This is a genomic window from Pseudoalteromonas sp. SR41-8 (assembly GCF_014163915.1).
Lineage (GTDB): Bacteria > Pseudomonadota > Gammaproteobacteria > Enterobacterales > Alteromonadaceae > Pseudoalteromonas > Pseudoalteromonas rhizosphaerae.
The window spans coordinates 1-23734 of the sequence record NZ_JACJEE010000040.1 but is presented as its reverse complement, the minus strand read 5'-3'; the positions used below and the strand labels follow the sequence as shown (position 1 = coordinate 23734).

At 39.9% G+C, this 23734-nt stretch carries 16 protein-coding genes; 2 read left to right on the top strand and 14 right to left on the bottom strand.

Annotation, left to right across the window (positions count from 1 at the left end):
- Positions 1-14: 14 nt before the first annotated feature.
- From H5162_RS19065 to H5162_RS19055, 3 genes are read right to left on the bottom strand one after another with little or no spacing between them, the layout of a single operon-like run.
- Positions 15-1391, bottom strand: a complete 1377-nt coding sequence (locus H5162_RS19065; RefSeq protein ID WP_182779304.1) for a TolC family protein — start codon at positions 1389-1391, stop codon at positions 15-17.
- A complete protein-coding gene (locus H5162_RS19060; RefSeq protein WP_182760518.1) occupies positions 1384-4539 on the bottom strand; it encodes an efflux RND transporter permease subunit in 3156 nt (1051 codons plus the stop codon). The genes H5162_RS19065 and H5162_RS19060 overlap by 8 nt, the downstream gene beginning before the upstream one ends.
- An 8-nt stretch (positions 4540-4547) precedes the next feature.
- Positions 4548-5714, bottom strand: a complete 1167-nt coding sequence (locus tag H5162_RS19055) for an efflux RND transporter periplasmic adaptor subunit (RefSeq protein ID WP_182760517.1) — start codon at positions 5712-5714, stop codon at positions 4548-4550.
- A gap of 118 nt (positions 5715-5832) precedes the next feature.
- Between H5162_RS19055 and H5162_RS19050 the strand changes: the two genes are divergently transcribed.
- A complete protein-coding gene (locus H5162_RS19050) occupies positions 5833-6777 on the top strand; it encodes a LysR family transcriptional regulator (protein WP_145236132.1) in 945 nt (314 codons plus the stop codon).
- On the opposite strand, the gene H5162_RS19045 is transcribed toward H5162_RS19050, so the two are convergent.
- Entirely contained in the window at positions 6774-7811 is a 1038-nt protein-coding gene (locus H5162_RS19045; protein WP_182758518.1) for a GGDEF domain-containing protein, read from the bottom strand. The genes H5162_RS19050 and H5162_RS19045 overlap by 4 nt on opposite strands.
- 129 nt (positions 7812-7940) lie before the next feature.
- Positions 7941-8807, bottom strand: a complete 867-nt coding sequence (locus tag H5162_RS19040; protein ID WP_182779303.1) for a DUF6279 family lipoprotein — start codon at positions 8805-8807, stop codon at positions 7941-7943.
- 532 nt (positions 8808-9339) lie between these two features.
- Between H5162_RS19040 and H5162_RS19035 the strand changes: the two genes are divergently transcribed.
- A complete protein-coding gene (locus H5162_RS19035; RefSeq protein WP_145236141.1) occupies positions 9340-10065 on the top strand; it encodes a tetratricopeptide repeat protein in 726 nt (241 codons plus the stop codon).
- A gap of 40 nt (positions 10066-10105) precedes the next feature.
- Here H5162_RS19035 and H5162_RS19030 read toward each other — a convergent pair whose 3' ends face one another.
- The 9 genes from H5162_RS19030 to H5162_RS18990 form a co-directional block, all read right to left on the bottom strand.
- Complete coding sequence (locus H5162_RS19030) at positions 10106-11536, bottom strand: coniferyl aldehyde dehydrogenase (protein ID WP_259398280.1); 1431 nt, start codon at positions 11534-11536, stop codon at positions 10106-10108.
- Between the two features lie 110 nt (positions 11537-11646).
- A complete protein-coding gene (locus H5162_RS19025) occupies positions 11647-13122 on the bottom strand; it encodes a DASS family sodium-coupled anion symporter (protein WP_145236148.1) in 1476 nt (491 codons plus the stop codon).
- 11 nt (positions 13123-13133) lie between these two features.
- On the bottom strand, positions 13134-14096 hold the full coding sequence (locus tag H5162_RS19020) for a porin (RefSeq protein WP_145236151.1): 963 nt from the start codon (positions 14094-14096) through the stop codon (positions 13134-13136).
- 228 nt (positions 14097-14324) lie between these two features.
- Positions 14325-15692 (bottom strand): sigma-54 dependent transcriptional regulator, encoded by a 1368-nt coding sequence (locus H5162_RS19015; protein WP_145236154.1) that lies wholly within the window; start codon positions 15690-15692, stop codon positions 14325-14327.
- The gene (locus H5162_RS19010) at positions 15689-17425 is read right to left on the bottom strand and encodes a cache domain-containing protein (RefSeq protein WP_145236157.1); all 1737 of its coding nucleotides are present in this window, start codon (positions 17423-17425) and stop codon (positions 15689-15691) included. Before H5162_RS19010 ends, H5162_RS19015 begins: the two co-directional genes overlap by 4 nt.
- A gap of 36 nt (positions 17426-17461) precedes the next feature.
- Positions 17462-19438: a TonB-dependent receptor gene (locus tag H5162_RS19005; RefSeq protein ID WP_182779302.1), complete on the bottom strand. Its 1977-nt coding sequence runs from the start codon at positions 19436-19438 to the stop codon at positions 17462-17464.
- A 118-nt stretch (positions 19439-19556) separates the two neighbouring features.
- Positions 19557-19820 (bottom strand): CBU_0592 family membrane protein, encoded by a 264-nt coding sequence (locus H5162_RS19000; RefSeq protein WP_145236163.1) that lies wholly within the window; start codon positions 19818-19820, stop codon positions 19557-19559.
- Between the two features lie 194 nt (positions 19821-20014).
- Complete coding sequence (locus tag H5162_RS18995; RefSeq protein WP_182779301.1) at positions 20015-21223, bottom strand: PoNe immunity protein domain-containing protein; 1209 nt, start codon at positions 21221-21223, stop codon at positions 20015-20017.
- 513 nt (positions 21224-21736) lie between these two features.
- The gene (locus H5162_RS18990; RefSeq protein WP_182732493.1) at positions 21737-23647 is read right to left on the bottom strand and encodes an acyltransferase family protein; all 1911 of its coding nucleotides are present in this window, start codon (positions 23645-23647) and stop codon (positions 21737-21739) included.
- Between the last annotated feature and the right edge of the window lie 87 nt (positions 23648-23734).

Here is a 23734-nt window from a genome sequence, read left to right as displayed (position 1 = left end):
AAACTCAACTTAACTTAATTAACTAACGCATAACTCCAACGACCATTAAATACTTGGTAAGTGTCTACTTTAGCAAGTAATGATGAAATCGTTGAGTCAATTGCATTTTCCTGCGCTATTAAAACATCCTGTCGCGCATCTAACAACTCTAAGTAAGGTATTTGCCCTTCTTGGTACATCGCCTGCGCTTGTAAAAAGGCATTATTAGCAAACTCATAACGTGCTTTGGCATAGCCTAGTTGTTGAGTTTGTTTGACTAATAACTGCAGTGAAAGTTCACTCTGCGCTAATGCCTCTAACACCACTTGTTGATATTGGCTGTAAGCGGCTTCACTGAGATATTGCTGAGCATCACGTTGCGCCAATAACGCAGGGTAGCTCAATAATGACCACTGAATGCGTGGGGCAACTTGCCATTGCTGCGAAGTGTCAGAAAGCTGGTTGTTATCTAAGCTCAATACACCTGCAAACGCCGTTAAACTGATATCAGGTAATAATGCTTTACTCGCAGCCACGCTTAATGAATTAGCTTGGCTAAATTCAAATAATGCTTGGCTAATATCAGGACGCAGTGCAATGGCATCACTTGGGGTGGCTAAACTTACAGTAAATGCATGCTCAAACAGCGCTTGCTCATCAACTAAGGTTAGATCAGCAGGTAACTGCCCTGTTAACGTCGCAAGCGTTGCTAGATCACGAAATTGCGCGTATTCAATATCTGGCAACAAAGCTTGCTGCTGCTTCAATTGTGCTAAGGTTCGATTTAAATCAAGCTCATTAGCGACCCCTTCCTCAACGCGAGCCCGCAGAACCGCAATACTTTGCTCTAATGCTTCAATTTGTAGGTTAATGATCTGCTGTTTTTGCTTATTACCTTGAAAACTGACAAACCCTTTTACCACAGAGGTAACAACTTCAATATGCAAAGCGCGCAATTGTTCCGCTTGACTCATTGCCCCTGCATTCGCAGCATCAACAAGCGCAGTTACTTTACCAAATAAATCAAGTTGCCAATCAAGGTTAACATTGGCTTCCGATTGACGCGTGTTAACGTTACCAGTACTTGAGCGAGTGGCATCAACTGCCACTGCACCTTGGGGAAGATACTGTGCTTTTTGCCCACCTAAACGAGCAAGCGCGCTTTGTAACTGCAACTGACTAGTGTGCAAATCATGATTATTAGCGCGCGCACTGATCACAAGATTATTTAACTGGGTTGAATTTAATTGTTGCCACCAGTTAAGCTCATCTTGACCTTGTAATTGTGCTGCGATTTGTGTTGTTGCAACAAATTCTTGTAGCTGATTTTGCTGTTGCTGCTCATCAATTTTACTGGCGCAGCCACTTAATAAACCCGCCACAACAAGAGCGGTTAACTTATACTTACTCATTAATTTGCTCCTGCGTAGTCACTTTACGGGTTTTAGTTACCAAAATATAAAATACAGGGGTAAATAATAAACCAAACACGGTTACACCAATCATACCCGAGAACACTGCGTTGCCCATTGCATGGCGCATTTCTGCTCCAGCTCCCGTTGCTAATACTAAGGGAATGACACCCGCCGTAAAGGCAATTGACGTCATTAAGATAGGTCGTAAACGCATCCGACAAGCTTCTAAAATAGCGTCAAAATGACTCAACCCATGGTTATTTTTATCGCGTGCAAACTCCACCATTAAAATGGCATTTTTAGAAGCCAAGGCAACCAATACAATCAATGCTATTTGCGTGAAAATATTATTATCAGCGCCAACCAACCATACACCCATTAATGCTGAGAATATTGTCATTGGTACAATAAGAATAATAGCCAGTGGGAGACGTAAGCTTTCATACTGCGCAGCCAATACCATGAACACTAATAACACCACTAATGGGAATACGTAGACCATGGTATTACCCGCTAGAATTTGCTGAAAAGTAACTTCGGTCCATTCGTACTCAATACCCGTAGGTAAATTATCAGCCAAGATCAGCTCAATTGCTTGCTGTGCTTGATCTGAACTGTAACCAGGCGCTGGACTACCATTAAGCTCTGCACTTGGGTAACCATTGTAATGCATCACTCGATCAGGACCTGTTGTAGGCGTTGCCGTTAATACCGAGCCTAATGGCACCATATTCCCTTGGTTATTGCGCACTTTTAGATTCAATATTTGTTCTGGATCAAGGCGGAAATCAGCATCAGCTTGGGCATTAACTTGGTACGTACGGCCAAATAAATTAAAGTCATTAACGTACATTGAGCCCAAATACACTTGCAACGCATTAAATACTTCATCCAATGGAATACCTTGAATAAGCGCTTGCTCTCGGTCGATATCAATATCCATTTGTGGTACTTGAATTCTAAAACTTGAATAGAGCCCCATTAACGCAGGATCTTGCTGAGCTTTACCAATCACCATTTGCAAACTGTTAAATAGTGTTTCAAAGCCTTTATTACCGCGATCTTCAATTTGCAGTTTAAACCCACCCGTGGTGCCTAAACCTTGGATTGGCGGCGGTGGGAATACAGCAACAAATGCTTCATCAATGGCACTAAAACGCTGGTTTAACTGTGCCGCAATAGCCATCGCCGATTTACTAGGATCGCTTCGTTCACTAAAGTCTTCTAGCGGTGTAAATACAATGGCGCTATTAGGACTGTTAGTAAAACCATTTACTGACAAGCCAGGAAAGGCAACTGTGTGAGCAACCCCTGGTACTTGCAGTGCAATTTCTTGCATTTGCCTAACCACATCTTGAGTACGGTCTAAACTCGCTGCATCAGGTAATTGTGCTATCGCAACTAAATACTGCTTATCTTGTGCAGGAATAAAACCACCCGGCACGGCATCAAATAGCTTAATTGTTCCGCCTAATAAAACCACGTATGCAATCACCACTACCACGCTCATGCGCATTAGTTTTTGTACCAGCTTTTGATAGCCTTTGGCGCCACGGTCAAATACTCGATTAAAGGGTGCAAATAACCAGCGACCAAATAAACGATTTAATAAACGCGTCAGCGCATCCGGTTTAGCATCATGGCTTTTAAGTAATAGTGCCGCCAACGCCGGTGATAAAGTTAATGAGTTAAATGCTGAGATAACCGTTGAAATAGTAATAGTTAACGCAAACTGTTTATAAAATTGACCTGATAAACCACTAATAAACGCGGTAGGAATAAACACTGCACACAACACTAACGCAATCGCGATTATAGGCCCTGTCACTTCAGTCATAGCCACGCGCGTTGCTTCCAGAGGTGATAAACCTTGTTCAATGTTACGTTCAACGTTTTCGACCACCACAATAGCATCATCGACCACAATACCTATGGCAAGTACTAAACCAAATAACGACAGCGTATTGATCGAGACCCCTAACCACTGCATCACCGCAAAAGTACCAATCAGTGAAACTGGCACAGCTATTAGTGGAATAATCGAAGCACGCCAGGTTTGTAAAAATAACACCACTACAATTACCACTAACGCGATAGCTTCAAGTAACGTTTTGATCACCGCATCAATCGAGCCGCGAACAAATACCGTAGGGTCGTAGACAATGTCGTACTCAACACCAGCTGGAAAATCTTTCGATAAACGCGCCATGGTTTCGCGTACTTGATCTGAAAGCTCAATTGCATTAGAGCCAGGACGTTGAAATATCGGCATCGCCAGCGCTGGTTGATTATCAAGTTCAGCTCTAAGTGAGTAAGTATTTTGGCCTAAATCGACACGTGCAACATCGCTTAGACGTGTTAATTGACCTTGTTCACCCACTTTAATGATCACTTGCTGAAACTCTTCAATACTGTTTAAGCGTCCTTTTACATTTAACAATATTTGAAATTGACTGTCTGTTGAAGCAGGTTGTGCACCTAAGCTACCCGCTGCAACTTGTTGGTTTTGCGCACGCAATGCGTTGACGACGTCCATTGCGGTTAATTCTCGTGCCGCTAATGCATCGGGGTTAAGCCACACTCGCATTGAATATTGACCACCACCAAATAATTTTACATCGCCTACGCCACTCAAACGTGCAATTTGGTCTTTCACATATAAATCAGCGTAGTTAGATAGATACGCTGTATCATGTGTTTTTTCCGGTGAGAATAAGTGCACCACCATGGTTAGATCCGGTGATGATTTTTCAGCGACGACGCCTAAGCGCTGCACTTCTTGTGGTAGTCGCGGCAAAGCACTGTTAACCCGATTTTGTACTTGTACTTGCGCACGATCTAAATCCGTTCCCAATGAAAACGTTACTGTCAGTGTCATACGCCCATCACTGGTCGCTTGGGAAAACATATACAACATGTTCTCAGTACCATTGATCTCTTGCTCCAATGGAGTAGCCACAGTTTGTGCTATTACGGTTGGATTTGCTCCTGGGTAGTTCGCAGTTACCACAACTGTCGGCGGAACAACTTCAGGATACTCACTGACCGGCAGTTGAAACAACGAAATACCACCGGCAATTAAAATCACCAATGACAGCATGGCTGCAAATATCGGTCGTTGAATAAAAAAGTGAGAAAATTTCATTATTCGTCCTACTTCTTAGCCATAAGTGTGTGCTGCGCCGTTGGCGATAACGTAAAAGCAACACCGGTGGTGTCTAGGGTCACTGTATTAGGTGAAATCGGCATGCCAGGTCCAACACGCGCAGGACCATTAACCGCAATCACATCGCCAGCTTTTAAGCCCGAGGTAATAGCGCGAAAACTGTCATAGCGCTCACCGGTTGTAACCAGTTTATATTCAAGAATATTGCCTTCACCTACAGTGAGCACAAAGCGATTTTTCAAATCGGTGCCAATTGCTCTATCAGGCACAATAACTTGCTCTGTAATGTCATTGGCCGCTAACTTAATACGTGCAAATGAACCGGCGCGTAAGGCGGTATTTTCATCAAATCGTGCACGAACTCGCAAAGTACCTGTTGCTGCATTGATTTGATTATCAATAAAGTCGATATAACCGGTGTGTGCAAAGCCATTTTGACCAACTTTTTGCATGACTACTTGCTGATGAGCAGCGGCGGTTACTTCATCAAATGAACTATTCCAAGTACGTTCATCAACATCAAAGTAAGCATACATAGTTTGATTTGATACGATTGAAGTCAGTACACTTTGCCCTGCAAGCACATTATTACCTTTGGTAATATTTGCACGCGAGATCACACCATCAATGGGTGAACGTATATCTGTAAATTCTAAATCTAAATTAGCTGCAATTAGCTGGGCTTTTAAGGCCGCAAGTTGTGCTTCACGTTGGCGTAACGTTGACGTACGTGATTCCGCTTGCTCTGTTGAAATCGCTTTTCGCTCGGTTAATCGCACCGCTCTTTTAGCTTCACTTTGCGCTTGCGATAAAGCGGCTTCAGCACTGACTACTTGTGCCTCTAAACTTGCTACAACCGCAGCATATGGGCGAGCGTCAAGTTTAAACAGTAAGTCACCCTGTTTAACCTCGTCGCCCTCATTAAACGCAATATGCTCAATAACTCCGGCAACACGTGGCATAAGTGATACTTCTTCCGGCGCTTCTAAACGCGTAGTGTAGGTGTGCCAGTTTTGCACTGGCTTAATGATCACTGAGGCAACATCTATTGGTTGAAGATGTGGTTGATTGCTCTGTTGAGCAGGCTCTTCTGCACAACCGGTGAGGGCAAGTGATGCCCCTAAAACTGCAATAGCTATTAAGTGTTTGTTCATGACGACGCTCCATTTAGTGTATTTTTCTATGTTACGGAACATTGTTGTGGACAAAAACCATAGATTTTTAAATTCATTAATGCCAATATGGCATCAATTAAATATTGGTGAGTAATTAATGGATACCACAAGTCGCTTATTGATGTTGTTAGAAGTCGTTGAGCGAGGCTCATTCGCTAAAGCAGCAGAAACCCGTAATATTGATCGTTCAGTGATCTCAAAACAAATAAGTCGTCTCGAAGATGATTTAGGAGTACGTTTACTAAACCGCACCACCCGCTCATTTTCACTGACAGCTGCAGGGGCCGAAATGATTAAAAAGGCCAGTGAGTTGAGGCAACTACTAGGTGAAACTGTACGTTTAGCCGAGAATTATCACCAAGAGCCACGCGGTGTATTAAAAATCACTTCATCAACCATTATCGGCAGGCGTTATCTACAACCTGTAATTAATGATTTTCAAAAACGCTTCCCGCAAGTAGAAGTTGAACTAAGACTCGATGATAAGTTAGTTGATCTGGTATCTGAAGGCTTTGATCTTGCTTTTCGGGTCGGTGAGCCAAAAGACTCATCACTGATCGCACGTAAAATTGCGCGCAATAGATTACTAATATTAGCCGCACCTGAGTTTATTCAAACGTATGGATTGCCAAGTAAAATAGAGGACTTAATTGATTTACCCGCAGCCAGTTATTCCAGCACTTCGTTGCGCGTTGAGGGTATTCGTTATGTAGATCAATATGGTCTACCGCAAGAGCAAAAAATTAAGAGTGTGTTTAGAGCCAATGATGCCGAGGTACTGCTCGATAAAACGCTTTCTGGAACAACCTATGTGCTCGCGCCAGCATTTATCATTAATGATGAAATAAAGCAAGGACGTTTAGTGCCCTTATTAACAGACATCAAATTACAAGAATACAGTGCGATGTACGCGGTATATCCACACCGTGATTTACCTGTAAGAACACGGTTATTTTTTGATGCGATACGTGATCACTTAGGTAAAGAAACACCACTTTGGGAAAGTAACATTCCCGGTTTCGAGCACATGTATCTAGGTTAAGAAACCTGTTCTAGTTTTGCTGAGTATTGCTGTGAGTCAAAATAAACATTGTTTCGACCATGTTTTTTTGCATAATAAAGTTGCTCATCTGCTGCTTTAATCGCTTGTTTTAGGCTATCGCCATCACGATAAGCAGCTAAACCGATACTTGCTGTTAAACTTATTTCACGCGCACCAACATTGATAGCCGTACTTTGCAAACCCACTCTGATATTTTCAGCAATTTGATAAGACTCTTGTTGATTTGAATCAGGAATGAACAGTGCAAACTCTTCGCCGCCAGTACGAAAAACTCGCCCCTTGTTAAGTGTTTCTCTTAATATAGTGGCAATTTCAACCAGAACTTGATCGCCCACATCATGACCAAATTCGTCATTTACTTTTTTAAAGTAATCAAGATCTAGCACCATAATAAATAAATTAATTTTGTCTACCAACTCAACTTCAAAGTAATGGTTCATTGCTAAACGGTTGCCGGTATTTGTCAGCGGATCTAACAAGGCAAGGTTTTCTAGTCGCTCTGAAAATTGTGCTCGGCTCGCTTCAAAAATATGCGCAGTAACCCAAACTATCACATAGCTAAAACTCATATTTAGGTACAGGTTAAGCTCTGAAAATGGTGCTAAGGAGGGTTTACTAATAAACACAGCCGTTTGTACACACACTAATAACAACGATAGGTAAAAACCACACTTACAACCTAACAATAAATAAAATAATATAGGTAAAGTAAAAGTCCAGACGAACAGGCCACTCTTAACAACAGCAAGGTAAGTGCCCAAGATTACTAATAGCATAATACAAAGGCACAATAATAACGGCTGCCAAGTCTGAAATTTTCGTGTCCGAGCATAGTTAAAAGTATAAAAACAATAAATAGCAAAAACCCCTTCTAAAATCCCTAATGAGTAAAAGTCATTAATAAAAAGATTAAAATAGGTAAAAACACTCGCTAAAATTCCGAAACAGAAACAAATCCATTTCAGTAAATTTTCACGTAATACTTGAGCGCTATCTAAGGCTGCGATATCCATTGATTAACTTTAATTCGAACGAAAAAAAGTCAGTCTAACGGTTAATTGAAAGAGTACAAGCTCTATTTGTTTTTGATATATTCATTTTTATAAAAAATTTTTAAAATTAAGATCTTAGCAACTAACAGCCTATTCATCATTAATTAATTGTTCTATATCTTCTAACATATCGGAGAACTCAGCATTAGCATGCTGGCGCTGTTTTGCTGTCAACGTGGCTCTTAAACTCACAAGTAAACGCGCATAGCGCTTTGAATTTTCAGCATCTAAGCGAATTAATTCGTCACTCATAAACACCTCTCGCTCAGTAATGACAGCTGATAATTGGCTAATAAACTGATCGCGGCTAAGTTGGCTATCAAAAAATACCTGTTTGAGTTTATCCAGCCGAGTTTGCTTGTAAGCTTGCCTTAATAAAAATGTTGCTTGAAATTCGCTGTTCGCTTGGGTGATCAAAGACACTTGTTGTTCACTCAGTTTACCAAGCCACTGTTTATAAGTATCTAACTGACGTTCAAGGCGATCTTGCTCACGCTGTGTTGGGGTTTGTTCATTATACTCGTCACTTTCTGTTGTTATATCCTCTGCAATGGCAGCAACAAATTCTTCTCTTTGCTCCGTGGATAAACCAATAGCAAGTTCAATAAGATCGTCTCTTACATACATAACTAACGATTGCCAATGTGTTTTAAAGCCTTGAAAATACGTCAATAATGCTTGCTCTGAAGGGTCTTCATCAAGTAGCTTTTGTAATGCCAACAGATCCTGTCGATACAAAGGTAATTGCGTCTTACGATGCCAATCCCGACTTTTCTTAATTAAGTCTTTAGCTTGTTTGCTTTGCTGCTTCGATAAATCAACGTAGTCATCAATCCAAAACGCCGATAACCAGCCTATATTATTGTAGGTAAATGTAGCTGAGCATCCAGTCAGAGCTAATAGCAACACACCAACTACTGCGGATTTATAATTCAAGCACATGTTTTTTATCGACATTTTTATTTTTCTTACGGTTCTTTATAGCACTACGTTAATCAACTTAGCGCATTATGTAAATGAGGGAATTAAAATAAAACCGAACAAATAGAAATAATTATCATTTAGACATTGACGCACATTCAAATACAAGTAATAATCGATCGCATCAACACCAAGCAGCCCAACACGACACGTTTGCGCTTCTTGTAAGAATTGAACGTACCGACCTCAGTGCCCTAGGGAAGATCGACCAGTAAGGATGCTGGGCCCCTTTAGTACAAAGTTGTTGATGAAGATGGTGACGCTTCGAGCATATTACTTACTCGACCCAAGTAATATAATTAAAAGATCACACTCACTTGCTACATTGCTCATATCGGTGACGGTTGATATGACCCAAAAAGCCCCATCAGGGGCTTTTTTTATTCCTTTAAATTTTCTGTAATATCTGTATCTTATGTCTAAGTTTTATCATTTATAGTGCGAAGCTGGGCAATTGTGGTTGTTGGGACTAAAATTAAACAGTAACACGCTAATTGGAGGTATTGTCATGTGGCAGCCGAAGTTTAAGATATTGTTGATGGTCGGTGCACTTAGCATCTGTGGTGTTGCTCATGCGGGACTTGAAGAAGGGATCCGCGCAGCCAATGAAGGTCAATTTGAAGATGCACTTAGAGAGTTTAACTACCTTGCAGAAAAAGGCTTTGCACCAGGAATTTACGAGCTAGGGCAGCTATATGAAGGTGGCCACGGCGTAACGCGCGACTATCACAAAGCTGCTGAACTTTACCAGCAAGGCGTTAAAAAGAACCACGTCGACTCAATGTTTGCATTAGCTGTACTTTACCAAGAAGGTAAAGGTGTTAAACTTGATAAACAAATGTCAGTTTCACTCTTTAAGCAAGCCGCGGCAAAAAACTTACCTGCTGCTCAGTTTAACTTGGGTGTGATGTACGCCAACGGCGATGGCGTTGCGCAAGATTATAAAGAAGCTATTAAATGGTATGAAAAAGCCGCTGGTAATAATTATACGCTAGCACAGTTTAATATGGCGCTGATGTATTTCGAAGGCCATGGAGTCGAAAAAAACATCGAAAAATCATACATCTGGAACACTGTTGCTGAGTATAATGGTAATTTAGATGCCAGTCACAGTCGCAAGCTAGATGAGCGCAAGCTGATGCCTGCGCAAATTGCAGAAGCCAAAGAAAAAGCTGATGCATTGTATGAAAAAATCCAAGCTGGGCTGTATGCGGGCGAAGATCGGATGTTTTAACTGCCAGTTAAAACGCTATTGGATTGTACTTAACGCCAATTTATGGCCGCAAGTACAACCATTTAAGTATTTTAATCAATATCTTATTTTGCGCCAACAACAATCCTAATTTAGGATTAAAACCACCCGTTTTCAATGTATTACGTGCATGGCTAAAGGTTAAAAAGCCTTCTATACCGTGATAGTTTCCCATCCCAGAAGGACCTAAGCCACCAAATGGCGCATCATCAGCAGTCACCTGCATTAAGGTGTCATTTATTGCGAAGGTACCACTTTGTGTTTGCTGTTGAATACCTTCATTGATTTGTTTATCTTGCCCCATTATGTACAAAGCTAACGGCTGAGGACGTTGATTTATGTATGCAATCGCCTGAGGTAAAGCTTGATAACTGACAATCGCAAGAATTGGTCCAAACAGTTCTTCTTGCATCAACTTCATATTGTCATTCACATCAGTCACAATGTGCAAACCAAGACGATGCTTATGTTCGTCGCTTTGGTTTTCATCTAACGGCTTAATTATCTGTGCGCCCTGTTGCTGTGCATCTGCCAATAAATCGGTTAAACGCTGAAAATGGTGGTGATTAATAACCGAGGTTAAATTTTTACCCTCGACACCTAAGTTATAATGTTTTTTATATAAGCTACAGAGACTTCTGACTAACTGATGCTGTAAGTTTTCCGGCACTAAAACATAATCGGGGGCAACACAAATTTGCCCTGCATTGGTCATTTTACCAAATAAAATAGCTTTAGCCGCCTTATCTATATCCGCTTGCGCGGTAATGATAACGGGCGATTTGCCACCTAACTCAAGAGTTACTGGGGTAAGGTTTTTACTCGCAGCGGCCATAACATGGCGCCCTACAGCTGTAGAGCCGGTAAAAAATAAGTGTGCGAATGGCAAACAGCTAAACTGTTGACTTAATTGCGCTTCACCTTCGATCACTGCGCAATGTTCGCTAAGCTCGCCGATAAATAGTTTTTTGATTACTTGATTGGTGTGCGGAGTAAATTCACTGACCTTTAATAATACCCGATTACCTGCGGCAATTGCGGTTATCACCGGCACGATTGATAATTGAATTGGGTAATTCCATGGAGAAATTATTCCCACCACTCCTTTGGGTTGATAGCTCACAGCAACTTTTGATGGCGCTAGGCTCAAACCCGCTTTTCGTGGTGAATTTTTTGCCCATTTAGGTAAATGCTTGATGGTGTGGCTGATCGTTTTGACCGTAGGCAGTATATCACCCAAAATCGTATCAAAAGCAGTGCGAAAGCCAAAGTCTTTCGAGCTTGCAGCTACCAATTCAGCCTCTAATGCCAACAGTTCACGTTTTAAAGATTTTAATAAACGGATCCGCTGTGATAATGCTAAATATGGCTGGGCATCAAAATGCAGCTGCATTTCATCAAATTGCGCTTTTAGCTCAGGGTTACATACAGTGCCAGTGTCAGACAAAAGCATACTCATAAACAAAATAAAGATTTAACCACTATAACTTTGTTTCTTAGCAGGGGCAATATAGAGCGCTATCAACAAACGAATAGCGCTCCGGTTGGGTAACTTTGAATTACTTAAAAATTAAATACCGATGCAGCAAGGGTCATAGTGACAAATGTGATCAGCGCAATTGCAACAATATTTAATGCAAAGCCGGCTTTGATCATATCCCGCATTTGAATTTGCCCAGAGCCAAACACAATGGCATTAGGCGGGGTCGCTACAGGCATCATAAACGCACAACTACAGGCTATAGCCGCAGGAATAACCCAGACCAATGGCGAACCTGTGACTGACTCAGCGACAGGGCCAAGTAGTGGTAAAAATCCAGCTGCGGTTGCTGTATTACTGGTGATCTCAGTTAAGAAAGTGATTAAGGTTGCAATTGCTAATACACTCAATACTAATGGAATGGCGCTGACGCCTTCAATCATATGAGCTATGTATTCAGCCAAACCTGATGACTTTATTTGTGCCGCTAGGGTTAAGCCACCACCAAACAACAATAACACTCCCCAAGGAACTCCTGCCGCACTTTGCCAGTCAAGAATACGTTCATCACTGCCTTTATTAGCAGGCAAAACAAATAATAATAATGCTGCGGCAATGGCAATACCGGTATCCGATATTTTTAAACCAGAAAAATCAGCGATCAGAGGTCTAAATATCCAGCACACAGCTGCAAATAAAAACACACATAACACCCCTTTCTCAGCGCGTTGCATGGTGCCAAGACCTTTTAACTGCGAGCTAAATAGTGACTTGGTGTCGACTTTTTTAGATTTTTCATCCGTTTTATCAACTTTGTAAGCAAACTTGGTCAGCCACAACCAACAGATGATCAACATAGTCAGTGACAATGGCACACCCACCATCATCCATTGCGCAAAACCAATTTCAATTTTATAACTATCTGATAAATAAGCGGCCATCAATGCATTCGGTGGCGTACCAATTAATGTTGCAATGCCGCCAATGCTGGCACCATAAGCAATAGAAAGTAACAGTGCTTTACCAAAACCATTATTATTTGGATTAGATTTTTGCACTAAATGGGTGATAGACATAGCAATAGGTAACATCATCACTGCTGTTGCAGTATTTGACATCCACATTGATAAGAATGCCGTTACTAACATCATCGCTAATATCTGCAAACTCGGTTTTGAGCCCGCGTAGAGCATAGTACGTAAAGCAATGCGCTTGTGTAAGCCCCAACGTTCCATCGCAATGGAAATTAAAAAGCCACCTAAAAACAAAAATATTAAGGGGTGCGCATACGGTGCAGCGACACTTTTTATCGCAGCAATGTCAGCCAACGGAGAAAATACCAACGGCAATAGCGCCGTAGCTGGGATAGGAACTACTTCACTCACCCACCATGATGCCATCCAAAATGCTAATCCTGAAGTACGAAGAGCAGCGGTACTCATGCCAGCAGGAGGATCGATCAAACACGTAAGTAACATGACCGCAGGGCCCAATAACAGCAGCAAGATCTGTATCATTGGATTTTTTTCAGGTTTATCGTCTAAAGTTTGTGTGCTCATATTCAACCCCTTTAAAATTTATACTTTAAGCCAAGGGCTAAGCTACTATCCGTTTGCTGTTGCAAATCTAAGTCAGTATAGAATAAGTACGCGGTAGTTTGTTTATCAAATAAATAATCCACACCTGCAGTCCACTGGCTGCCCTTAGTACTTTGGCGAATAGTTGAGTCATCACTGGCAAATTGTAGTTTTGGCTGCCATTTGTCAATGGTATAACTGGCACTCAACACATAGCCGTTTCCTGATTTAGTACCATCTACTGACTCACTGTGCTGGTAAATAGCACCTAGTTGTAAATCATTTTTTTGCCACGCGCCAACGATGCGACTGGCGTTGATATTATTGAGTGAATCAATATGGCTGATCGCCACATAATAATTTTTATTTTTTAAACCACGGTCACCATAAATTAACGTAGCGGCATAACCGGCTTCATTATTGGCACTGTCATCCTTCAAAGCATAGGTAAGTGATAGCTGAGCACCCGCATATGATTTTGAACTATACGTTATGGTATCACCAAGGCGATCTTGACCCGGTAGTAATTGAGCAATATCGGCTTGAGTTTCATTGAAGTTATCAACTTTACCTTCTGAATACTTAAAGCGTGTATCGTTTCGACCAACTACAACTTCACCAAAATTTCCCGCTAAACCTAAATATGTATTACGGGCACTAAATGGCTCATCGGTATCATCGTGCTCAAAGCCCTTTACTTGCACTTCGTATTTAAATACCGCTTTTAACGAGTCAGTGAGTACATGTTGCCCTTTCACACCAATGCGTGAAAAAGGCGCATCGATTTGCGTTCCTTTTTTAGCATAGCGCATTACACCGTTGTCAGTATTAGCAATTTGTACTTCTGCTTTACCATAAATGTCATACTCTGCAGCATGAACACTTTGTCCAAAGCAAGCTGCTGCAAAACTCGTTGCTACAAAAACAGGGGTTAGCTTTTTGTCTATTATTATCATTGTGTGCCCTTATTGTTAGGATCATTTGTTGTTCCCGCTAATAAAGGCAAGTTTACTGCCAACTGCGTATAAAAAAGTAAAGTTTAATATATTCAGATAGTTAAATTTAAAATTAAATTATACTTACAATAAAGTGTGCGGGATCCCACACACTATCAAAGCGTCTGTGTCACTGTTTCCACCCATCAAATTAAGCTGAGCAGGTAAATCACTTAAGCAAAGCTCTGGTTAATCAATAAACATGTCACGATTGAGGCCATATTTACTCATTTTGTCATACAAGGTTTTACGAGCAATCTGTAAGGTATTCATAGTTTCTTTAATACTACCTTGGTGGCGCTCAAGGGCTTCTTCGATTAAAGATTGCTCATAAAAGCACACTTTTTCCGCCAAACTCAGATCGGGCGATAACTCACTGCCATTATTATTTTCGGTATTGGCGAACGCTAATTCAGCACCCAGCAGCACCGCTCGTTCAGCTTGGTTTCTAAGCTCTCTGACATTACCTGGCCACTGGTAACTAAGTAAACGCTGTAATATATCGCTACTTAGAGGAGCCGGAGGTTTATGAAAACGAGTCGCGGCAATAGAGCTAAAATGTTTGAATAATAAAGGAATATCAGCTTTCCTATCACGCAATGCCGGAATACTTACCCTCACTAAATTGAGTCGATAATATAAGTCAGCTCTGAAGTCCCCTTTTTCGACCAAGGATAATAAATCAACTTTGGTTGCCGCAACGATACGTATGTCTAAGTCAACCGCGGTATTAGCGCCGACGGGGGTCACTTTTCGCTCTTCTAAAACGCGAAGTAACTTTACTTGTAATGATGCCGGTGTGCTTTCTATCTCATCTAAAAACACCGTACCACCTTGAGCAAACTCAAACTTACCTTGGCGACTGTGTGTTGCCCCTGTAAACGCGCCACTGGCCGCACCAAATAGTTCACTTTCAATCAGTTGCTCTGGTATGGCACCACAGTTAATTGCCACAAAATTACAGTTTGAACGACTGCTTTGATCGTGTAAAAAGCGTGCAACTAACTCTTTACCGGTGCCAGTTTCACCTTCAATCATCACATCTGCGGGAGTGTCGATCACCGCATTGAGCAGATGCATCATTTGCTGCATTTGCACGGTTTCCCCTAAGATCCGCACACCTGGGGCTGACGTTTTTTCTACCGCTAATTTTAAAGCACGGTTTTCCATTACCAAGGCACGCTTATCGCACGCTCTGGCAATGCAATCTAATAACTGCTCAGTGAGAGGTTTTTCAAATAAGTCGTAAGCCCCTAATTGCATTGCTTTAACAGCCACTGATACATCAGCAAATCCAGTCAGAAAGATCACCGGTAATTCGCTATCAAATGCTTGAACTTGTTCTAAAAAAGCCAGTCCATCCATTTTCGGCATATTAATATCACTGAGCACCACCCCGTTAAAACGACGATTAAGTTTTGATAAAGCACTCATTGGATCGCTAAAACACTGTACTTGATAGCCTTCGAGTGTCAGCAATTGGTCAAGTGAATCGCGGATCATCGCTTCGTCATCAATAACAATGACCTGTTTACAATCAGTTGCTAACGTATTCATAACGCTCCTTTAGTACTTGCTAAGGTAATAATGAATTGAGCACCACCGCCAGGGCGATTATGCGCACTTAAACAGCCATTAAATGAATTAATAATTTGCTTAGAAATAGATAGCCCTAAGCCAAGGCCATTAGTTGATTTAGTGCTATAAAAAGGCTCAAAAATAGTCCCAAGCGCATGTAACTCGATACCAGGCCCAGTATCCAAAATAGACAGCTTAACGCGGTCGTCAAACTGCTCTATCTCAAAACTCAGCTCTCGCACTGTGCTGTCAGCCATTGCTTGGCTGGCATTGGTGATCACATTCACTAATACTTGCTCAAATTTAATGCCATCAACCCATACTTTTACAGTGTCAGCAATATCAGCGGCGTTAACGTTGACATCATCCTGCTTTAATTGCGCGGAGGCGATCACCATGGCATTTTTAAGTAGCTGGCTTAAGCTTTGCTCCCTTAACTGTGTTTGTGCTGGTTTGCTAAAGTGCTTTAATTGTCCAACAATTTTATGTACTCGTTCGATCAGCGATTGCACAATAACAATATTTTCAGCGGCCTTTGCAATATCACCTTTGGCAATCAAGCGCTTAGCACTAACCAAATACGTACTCATAGCACTCAAGGGTTGGTTAATCTCATGATTGATACCAGCACTAAGTTGACCTATGGTGGCCAATTTGGCTGTTTGCACCAGCGCTGTTTGTGCTTTTTCGAGTGCATGGGTGCGCTCTATAACTTCTTGCTCAAGGCTATGACGCGAAAAAAGTAATTTTTTATAGCCGGCAAAACGTGCCATTAAACTGTAAAAAAGCATTAACCCCCCAGCATAAATCACACTCAACCAAAACAATCGTCCTAGTTGATTAATATTCACCGACGATATATCAACAAGCACAGTTATTTTTGCATTAAGTCGCTCAATCGGCGCACTTGCAGGCACATATTTACTGCGTTTATTCGCATCATTAACGTATAACAGGGGCATCCCTTGGCTAGTAATGTGCTCAGCAGTGATAACTTTTGGTACATACTCTAGGTAGCGTCGGCTTGTCGTAAAGTGTTGATAGTCTGCTGCTGTGAGGCTATGCAATGAATTGAGTCGCCATGATGGGCTATCGGACATAGCAATAATATTATCGTCTAAGCTTAAATAAAAATGGCTAGCGTGGGACGCATTCAGTAATTGTCGATCAGTTTCAAACTTAGATACATTCACTTTTAAGGTGACCACACCTATTACTTGGCCATCGCGATAAATCGGTTCAGAAAAATAAATGCCACGCTCTTTAGATCGTAAACCAAGAGCAAAATAGGCAATTTTGTTACCCGCCAATGCCTGAGAAAAATACGGACGAAATGCAAAGTTATTACCGATATAACTGTAATCAAGTTGCCAATTGCTCGATGCAATAACATCCCCTTCACGATTAAGTACATAGACGTCTGATGCACCACTGGCTTGTTGGATATCAGCCAAGTAATTATTAATAGGCTGCACGGGCTGATCAGTATCACTGAGAAATGCAGTGAGTAACTGGTTATCAGTAACTAAATGAGGAATAGTTGCAAAACGAGAGAGTTCGGTATCAAGATAATTACGCAATTGACCCACTTGGAGTTCAGCTTGCTGCTTTGCTTGACTTAAATCATAGTGTCGGCCAAATAGAAAACTAAGCAACAATACACTGATTAAAATGGCAACAGCGATTAATATTTTTCGGGGAAAACGCAGCATGTTCAACCAAAGGGCACACCTGAGCGTCCCTAAAACTTAAAATTTGATTTGATAGTGTAACGAGTATTCACTGCCGACACCAGCAACAGCACCATCTGTGACTCTTGGATCGTACACACGGTAGTGCTTATCTAAGAGATTATGGGCTTTAAAACTAATTTCACTGCGTGCAGAAAATTGCCAACTCACAGCCCCGCCGAGCAAAAAGTAAGCCGGTTGAGTAAAGTCGCTTGTCATTGTCGGGCCACTGACGGCATCGCGCCAAACACTATTGAGGCTCAGCACCCATTGCTGATGATGATAATTAGCAATCACACTAGCAAAGCGCTTAAACGTTGGCTTAATTGGCGTATCAAAATACTCGCTGTAGGTCGCTTCCACTGATAAATCACTAGTAATGTGGATCATGCTATCTAATTCAACACCACGATTAATGTCATCTAATTGATTTTCAAAGGTAAACTGATTATTGGCAGCTGAATTTGGCACTAGATTAATAAAATCAACAAGTTGATTATAAAAAAGCACCGAATTAATATGCCAATCTTGTCCCTCGTAGCGCCAAACAAGCTCTGTGGTTTTAACATATTCAGACTTTAAGTTTGGATTGCCCTTAGTCACATCATCATCTGAATACAATTCATTCGTCACAGGAGTGCGAAACGATTCACCGTATTGTAATTTAAAAGTATGCGCGCGAGTTGGTGAGTAGATTGCGGAAATGCGAGGCGATAATTTACTGTCTATCGCTTTAACATCATCATAACGTGCCCCTAAAAATAAGGTCAATTGCTCAGCAAAAGGCACTTTGATTTGCCCATAAATACTTCGGGTTTCAAAGGTAGATTGCAAACTCTGAAATGGCGCATAATTACTGATTGTAACAATCCCCCCTTGATAAAACGGATCTTCAACAATAATTTCACCGCTGTTAATATCAAAATAATTAACACGTAAGTCCGCTTTATGTTGCTCTGCGTGGCTATATTGAAAGCCTGAATTAATTGACCAACCATTATTAAATTGCTGACTGGCCTCTACACTGACTGTTAAATCCGTCGTATGCCAATCAGGACCAATAAAAAAATCATAGCTGGCATTGGGTAAGGCTACTGCAGGTGCGATTAATCCAGCACTTTGTATTTGATGATGTGCATACGCTATTTTTGTAGCCAAAGTACGTGTATCAGTTTCAAGCCAATCATAACCTACAGATAGGAAAGTATTCTCACTACGATGTTGATTACTGTCAGAATAACCACCAAGGTTTAAAAACTCATTCAGTTCAACCTGATTATAACGCGCTCTCAAAGCCAGTTTATTGATATCGACACCCGCTTCAAAGTAAACTGATTGCAGTGGATCGTTTACCCCTTGTGGATAACGCTTACCACTTTTCTGGTTATACGCGCCATTAGCAAATAGATGTGTTTGCTGATTAACTTGATGACTAACCGAGAATGCAGCGCCGGTTTGACCTACATTTCCCACAGCCAGCGACATTTCATTATTTTGGCTTTTAGTCACTATATTCATCACCCCTAAGAATGCATTACTGCCATATAAAGCAGACCCAGGGCCACGTATGAACTCAACTTTATCAATAATTTCTATAGGTATATAAGGGATATAAACTGACGCTTTGCCAAATGATGACTCATTTAAACGTTCACCATTGATCATCACTAAGATATTGCCGCTATCAAGGTAAACACCTCTTGCGTGATCTTTTGGTACAGCGCCTACCCAATCACCACGAGTAGATTGCATACCAGGAACAAAATTCATCAATTCAAACGCATTATTCACCCCAAGCGAGGCTATTTTTTGGCGATTAAAAACTGTGATGGTTGAAGGTGCTGAAGCGAGAGTTTCTAAGGTTTTTGAGGCAATATCGACATGAACGTCAAGTAAATCCTCAAAGCTAAGCGCAAATAAATCCTCAGCCTCGCTCGCCAATAAGGGAGTTGTATAAACACACAAAAAAAGACATGCTGTTTGCTTCAAAATCATTACGCCGCTTTACACCTATATTTTTCATTGGAGTTAGCACATCATAAGTAACGTGCTATTTACAATATTAATACAAATACGCGACGGCGTGAGAGTTTTTCTCTATTAATTTATAAATTTAGGCTACAGCTGAAATCTGCTTAGCTTTTAGGTATTTATATAAACCAATTAATGAGGCTGCGATCCAAAATATTTCAATCACAAAACTTGCTAAATTAAAGTTATAACAAAGACTTATAAGCAACAAAATAGCGCCAGATAAATTCATCATGTTATATAAAAGCCCTGTTGGCGTGGCTTTACCCAGTTGTAGCATAAAAAACGCGCCAACCACTAAAAACGTACCTGTCATACCAACAATATCAAATAAAAGTGCAATCACGGGTGTCCCCTATCCTTTTTAATCATACCCAACAAACTGGCCCATTCCATGGGGAGGGTTGTTTTCAATCATTGAAACAGCAAACCGGGTAAGTTTAGCAGCCTCGCCAAAAGCGCACAGGATAAATGTCCGTATTTGAACTGAATAACCCCATATTTATCAGAGACTCTTGAGCTTTAATTCAAATAATTGTGCTATTCATAACGAATCGACTCTAGCAAACGTTCTATTAAAGGTAAGCAGTTTGTTTTATCTTTTTCCATAAAGGTAAACGTTAAACCCATAAAATATTTATCAAATTTTAAAGCGTATACCAAGTAAGAAGTGACTTCAGTTTCGCCTTTCCAAACGCCTTGCATCAATTGTTCTTTAACAATGCCAATAGGGAGGTTTCGTTCATTTTCAACTCCAACCCGTTTATACCATGGCATATGTTTCATTAATGCTTCATACCTACCTGACGCAAATGAGTCTAAAGTATTTTCGTCACTTAGATACACAGTACCGGCACACTCCAAACCTTCATCATGGGTGATTAATGATAAACGTTGTTCACTCTCATTTAGCCAAGCACCATCAAGCGATAGAGTTAGTCGAGTTAAGCCAGGGTAAGTGACTGTATTTAATGCCTGCTCTTTTTGTTGAAGCTCTTTTTTAACGCCCTTTTCTTTCGGTAACTGTTCTGGTAGGTCAAAAAAACCATAAGGAAAATATTTACCAAAATGAGTGTTTTTTAGGCTTATACCACGCATTTTTGCGACCGCAGCGGCTTCTACTGCCCAGTACCCAAAATAACCTATATGATAATCATCATTGTGGCTATTGTACCAATGTAAGCCTTTATAACGGATGTACCATTTTTTAGAATACTTTTTCAGTTCTTCTAAAAATTCATAATCGTCACTAATATTTGAGATAGTCAAAAGTTGACCGAATAAATTATTAACGCGCACATCTTGGCCTAGCTGTATATTATTTGAACGGTAACTCAAAAATTTTGCCAATATATGGCCATTACTGCCGCTAACTTGCCATTTTTCAGCCAATAATGCCCACGTTTTATCACTAACATCAACCAAAATAGCCAATGAAATAAGTTTGACTAAGGTATATACACTATGTGGATAGCTACTCCACTCATTGTCTGTTTTAAGATAGTAAGTGATAGTCCGCTCTACTGTTTTTCTTATTGTGTCAATACTATGACCGAGTGAAAACTGACAGATTGATAATTCTATCCCACGGTTTATTAAACTATTTGATATTCTTTTCAATTGTTCATATTCAAGCTGTTGCGATCCAAGCATTTTCGATTCAATAACACTTTCATCATGCGCTAACATGCTCATTCTATTCGCATAGAATTGTTTTAATTTTCCTTCACGATTTGGGTAATCCCGCATTACATTAGCCACCATTAATTTGAGTCACTCTGGCAGCCTTACCACGAGGTATTTGTGGTCTGCCACCACTAACATGAACAATTTTTGAATAAGTAATTGTTCCATTTTCAGTTGTTCTAGCCAACACAGGATATAGTTGGCTTTTATTGTTTTTCGGAGGATTACTATTTTTTTAAAGTGTTTATGTAAATACGTTAGGTTAATCACAAAAACTTATTCTTAAGTTGAATGTCTAAATCTCTGAGGTAATCTAATCCAAAGTTATCCTTAGAAAAATTAGTAACTAATTCATACGGAAGAGCTTTATCAACACCATCATAACAACTTGCTATTTCGCAACTGATTGAAGCGACACTATCAAAATACCATTTTATAAAAAGCTATAACTATGATAAAAAAGAATATTATAATTTAAAATGGAAGACCTTAAGCTTAAATAAATAATTTAAGATCTTCCTGACACTCTAGATTTTTATTAAATCAATAAACACCACAGCATATTTTAAATTGAAATCATTCAAGATCGAAGAGTTTCATAATTGCACTATATTCATCTTTATTCATAAAGTGCTTTGCCGAATATTTTGAACCAAGAATTGATATATGTCCGCCATCAAGGCTGTATGGCAAAGTAAGATTATTAATTTCGAAGGTGTTTTCTTTATTATAAAGCAACTCTCTACTTATAAAGTGAATATTAGTATAATTACTAGAAAACTCTTTTAAATACAAGTTAGCCTTCGCCATAAATACATCATTACTAATTATTTTATTAATATCAAAAGGATGTTTAAAATAAACACTCCTGTAAAAAAAGTTCAACGGGTTTTGCGTGTAACTATGTGGTGCTGCTATAATAAATACATTGATCTTCATCTTAGCCGCTTGTTTTATTACAATTTCAAAATCATCAAGTTGCTTTTTAGATAAAGCACTCCATTGACCTGCAAATATTATGTTTTTATATTTATGCATATTAACTTTTAAGTACCCCCTATTAATTAAGCATTGTTTATATGCAAGATGCGATTTTGGGCCAGTAAAATTATCCGTAAAAGATGCAATACACCAGTTGGTGGTTATAGATTGGAAAGATTTATGATTAGCTTTAAATATCTCATCAAAGAAAGGTTCCGAATGACCAGCAAAAGAGTCTCCAAATAATAATGTAGCTGATTTGTTTAACTTCTCCCCCAAATAACAATCGGTGCCAATTTTCTGATCTACATTTTCCTGACCATCATTGAAGGAATAAAAGCAGTATCCATTACTTCTTAATGGCATTATCAATTGATTAGATATTTGTTGAAGTTCGAGATTTAGGTTAAATCTTTTATCTACTCCTTTTGATATAAAAACATAACTCCCTAAAAAACCAATGAATAATACAAGATAAATAGGTTTGCATTTCCAATATTGAAGCAGGCCTCGAAAATCATTTCTAAACCTAATTTTTTCAATATATTTATTACTCAAATAACCAAGTAATACTGATACTGCAATACCAATGTAAATGAACTTATCATTTAACGAAAAATAGTAAATTGCGACAACTAAAGGCCAGTGCCATAGATAAATAGAGTATGACCAAGCGCCTAATTTCTGGAATACTATATTACTTGTAATAAGGCTATCGTTATGTTGTGCTTGGATAATGAGGAACGAGCCCAAAACAGGGAATATTGCAAGATATCCAGGCCAAGGGTTTTCTTTTGATATAAAAAAATATGAACAAACAATTAGAGTTAAACCGAACCACTCTACTAATTTTTTTCTTTTATCTTGTAATGTAAAAGGGAAAAGATAAGCAACGCCACCAATCATCATTTCCCAAGCTCTGGTAGGTAATAGATAATATGAAGAGTCTGGCCACTTATAGGTAGCGATAACACAAAAAACAAAGCCCAATAATGTTCCAAAGAGAACAGCTGCTTTCATCACCTTAACAGACATAAACTTTCGAATAGCAACGAGCATTAATGGATAGATTATATAGAATTGCCATTCAGCGGATAATGACCAAGTATGCAATAGCCATTTTTCGTGTGAAGCCGCATCAAAATACCCTGACTCTCTCCAATAAACAACATTAGATAAAAAGCTCATACTGCTGCCAATATGTTTGCCCAGAGTTTTGTAATCAAATGGTGTAAGATAAAACCAACCGAAAACAAGCAAGACTAAGCAAAGCATAGCTAACGCAGGAATGATCCTATTTGCTCTTGCAACGTAAAACCTTAAAATAGAAAAGTTTTCTTGTTCTATTCCTCTGAATATTATTCCAGTCATTAAAAAACCAGAGATAACAAAAAACACGTCAACCCCCGCAAAACCGCCGGGCATCCAAGAGGCATTAAAGTGAAATAGCACAACAGCTATAACTGCAATAGCTCTAAGTCCATTTATATCTTTTCTGAATTGCAAAACACAGTACTCAACAAATTATAATACAGGGGCGGCATTTTATACTAATAGCAAGGCAAGGCAAAGCTAGGCTAGGCTAGGCTAGGC

Bases quoted from the DNA above. Each gene is read 5' to 3' on its own strand.
- H5162_RS19005 (WP_182779302.1), bottom strand. From the start codon at position 19,438: ATGATTTTGAAGCAAACAGCATGTCTTTTTTTGTGTGTTTATACAACT.
- H5162_RS19045 (WP_182758518.1), bottom strand. From the start codon at position 7,811: ATGGATATCGCAGCCTTAGATAGCGCTCAAGTATTACGTGAAAATTTA.
- H5162_RS19065 (WP_182779304.1), bottom strand. From the start codon at position 1,391: ATGAGTAAGTATAAGTTAACCGCTCTTGTTGTGGCGGGTTTATTAAGT.
- H5162_RS19030 (WP_259398280.1), bottom strand. From the start codon at position 11,536: ATGCTTTTGTCTGACACTGGCACTGTATGTAACCCTGAGCTAAAAGCG.
- H5162_RS19060 (WP_182760518.1), bottom strand. From the start codon at position 4,539: ATGAAATTTTCTCACTTTTTTATTCAACGACCGATATTTGCAGCCATG.
- H5162_RS19050 (WP_145236132.1), top strand. From the start codon at position 5,833: ATGGATACCACAAGTCGCTTATTGATGTTGTTAGAAGTCGTTGAGCGA.
- H5162_RS19055 (WP_182760517.1), bottom strand. From the start codon at position 5,714: ATGAACAAACACTTAATAGCTATTGCAGTTTTAGGGGCATCACTTGCC.
- H5162_RS19020 (WP_145236151.1), bottom strand. From the start codon at position 14,096: ATGATAATAATAGACAAAAAGCTAACCCCTGTTTTTGTAGCAACGAGT.
- H5162_RS18995 (WP_182779301.1), bottom strand. From the start codon at position 21,223: ATGCGGGATTACCCAAATCGTGAAGGAAAATTAAAACAATTCTATGCG.
- H5162_RS19025 (WP_145236148.1), bottom strand. From the start codon at position 13,122: ATGAGCACACAAACTTTAGACGATAAACCTGAAAAAAATCCAATGATA.
- H5162_RS19035 (WP_145236141.1), top strand. From the start codon at position 9,340: ATGTGGCAGCCGAAGTTTAAGATATTGTTGATGGTCGGTGCACTTAGC.
- H5162_RS19010 (WP_145236157.1), bottom strand. From the start codon at position 17,425: ATGCTGCGTTTTCCCCGAAAAATATTAATCGCTGTTGCCATTTTAATC.
- H5162_RS19015 (WP_145236154.1), bottom strand. From the start codon at position 15,692: ATGAATACGTTAGCAACTGATTGTAAACAGGTCATTGTTATTGATGAC.
- H5162_RS19040 (WP_182779303.1), bottom strand. From the start codon at position 8,807: ATGTCGATAAAAAACATGTGCTTGAATTATAAATCCGCAGTAGTTGGT.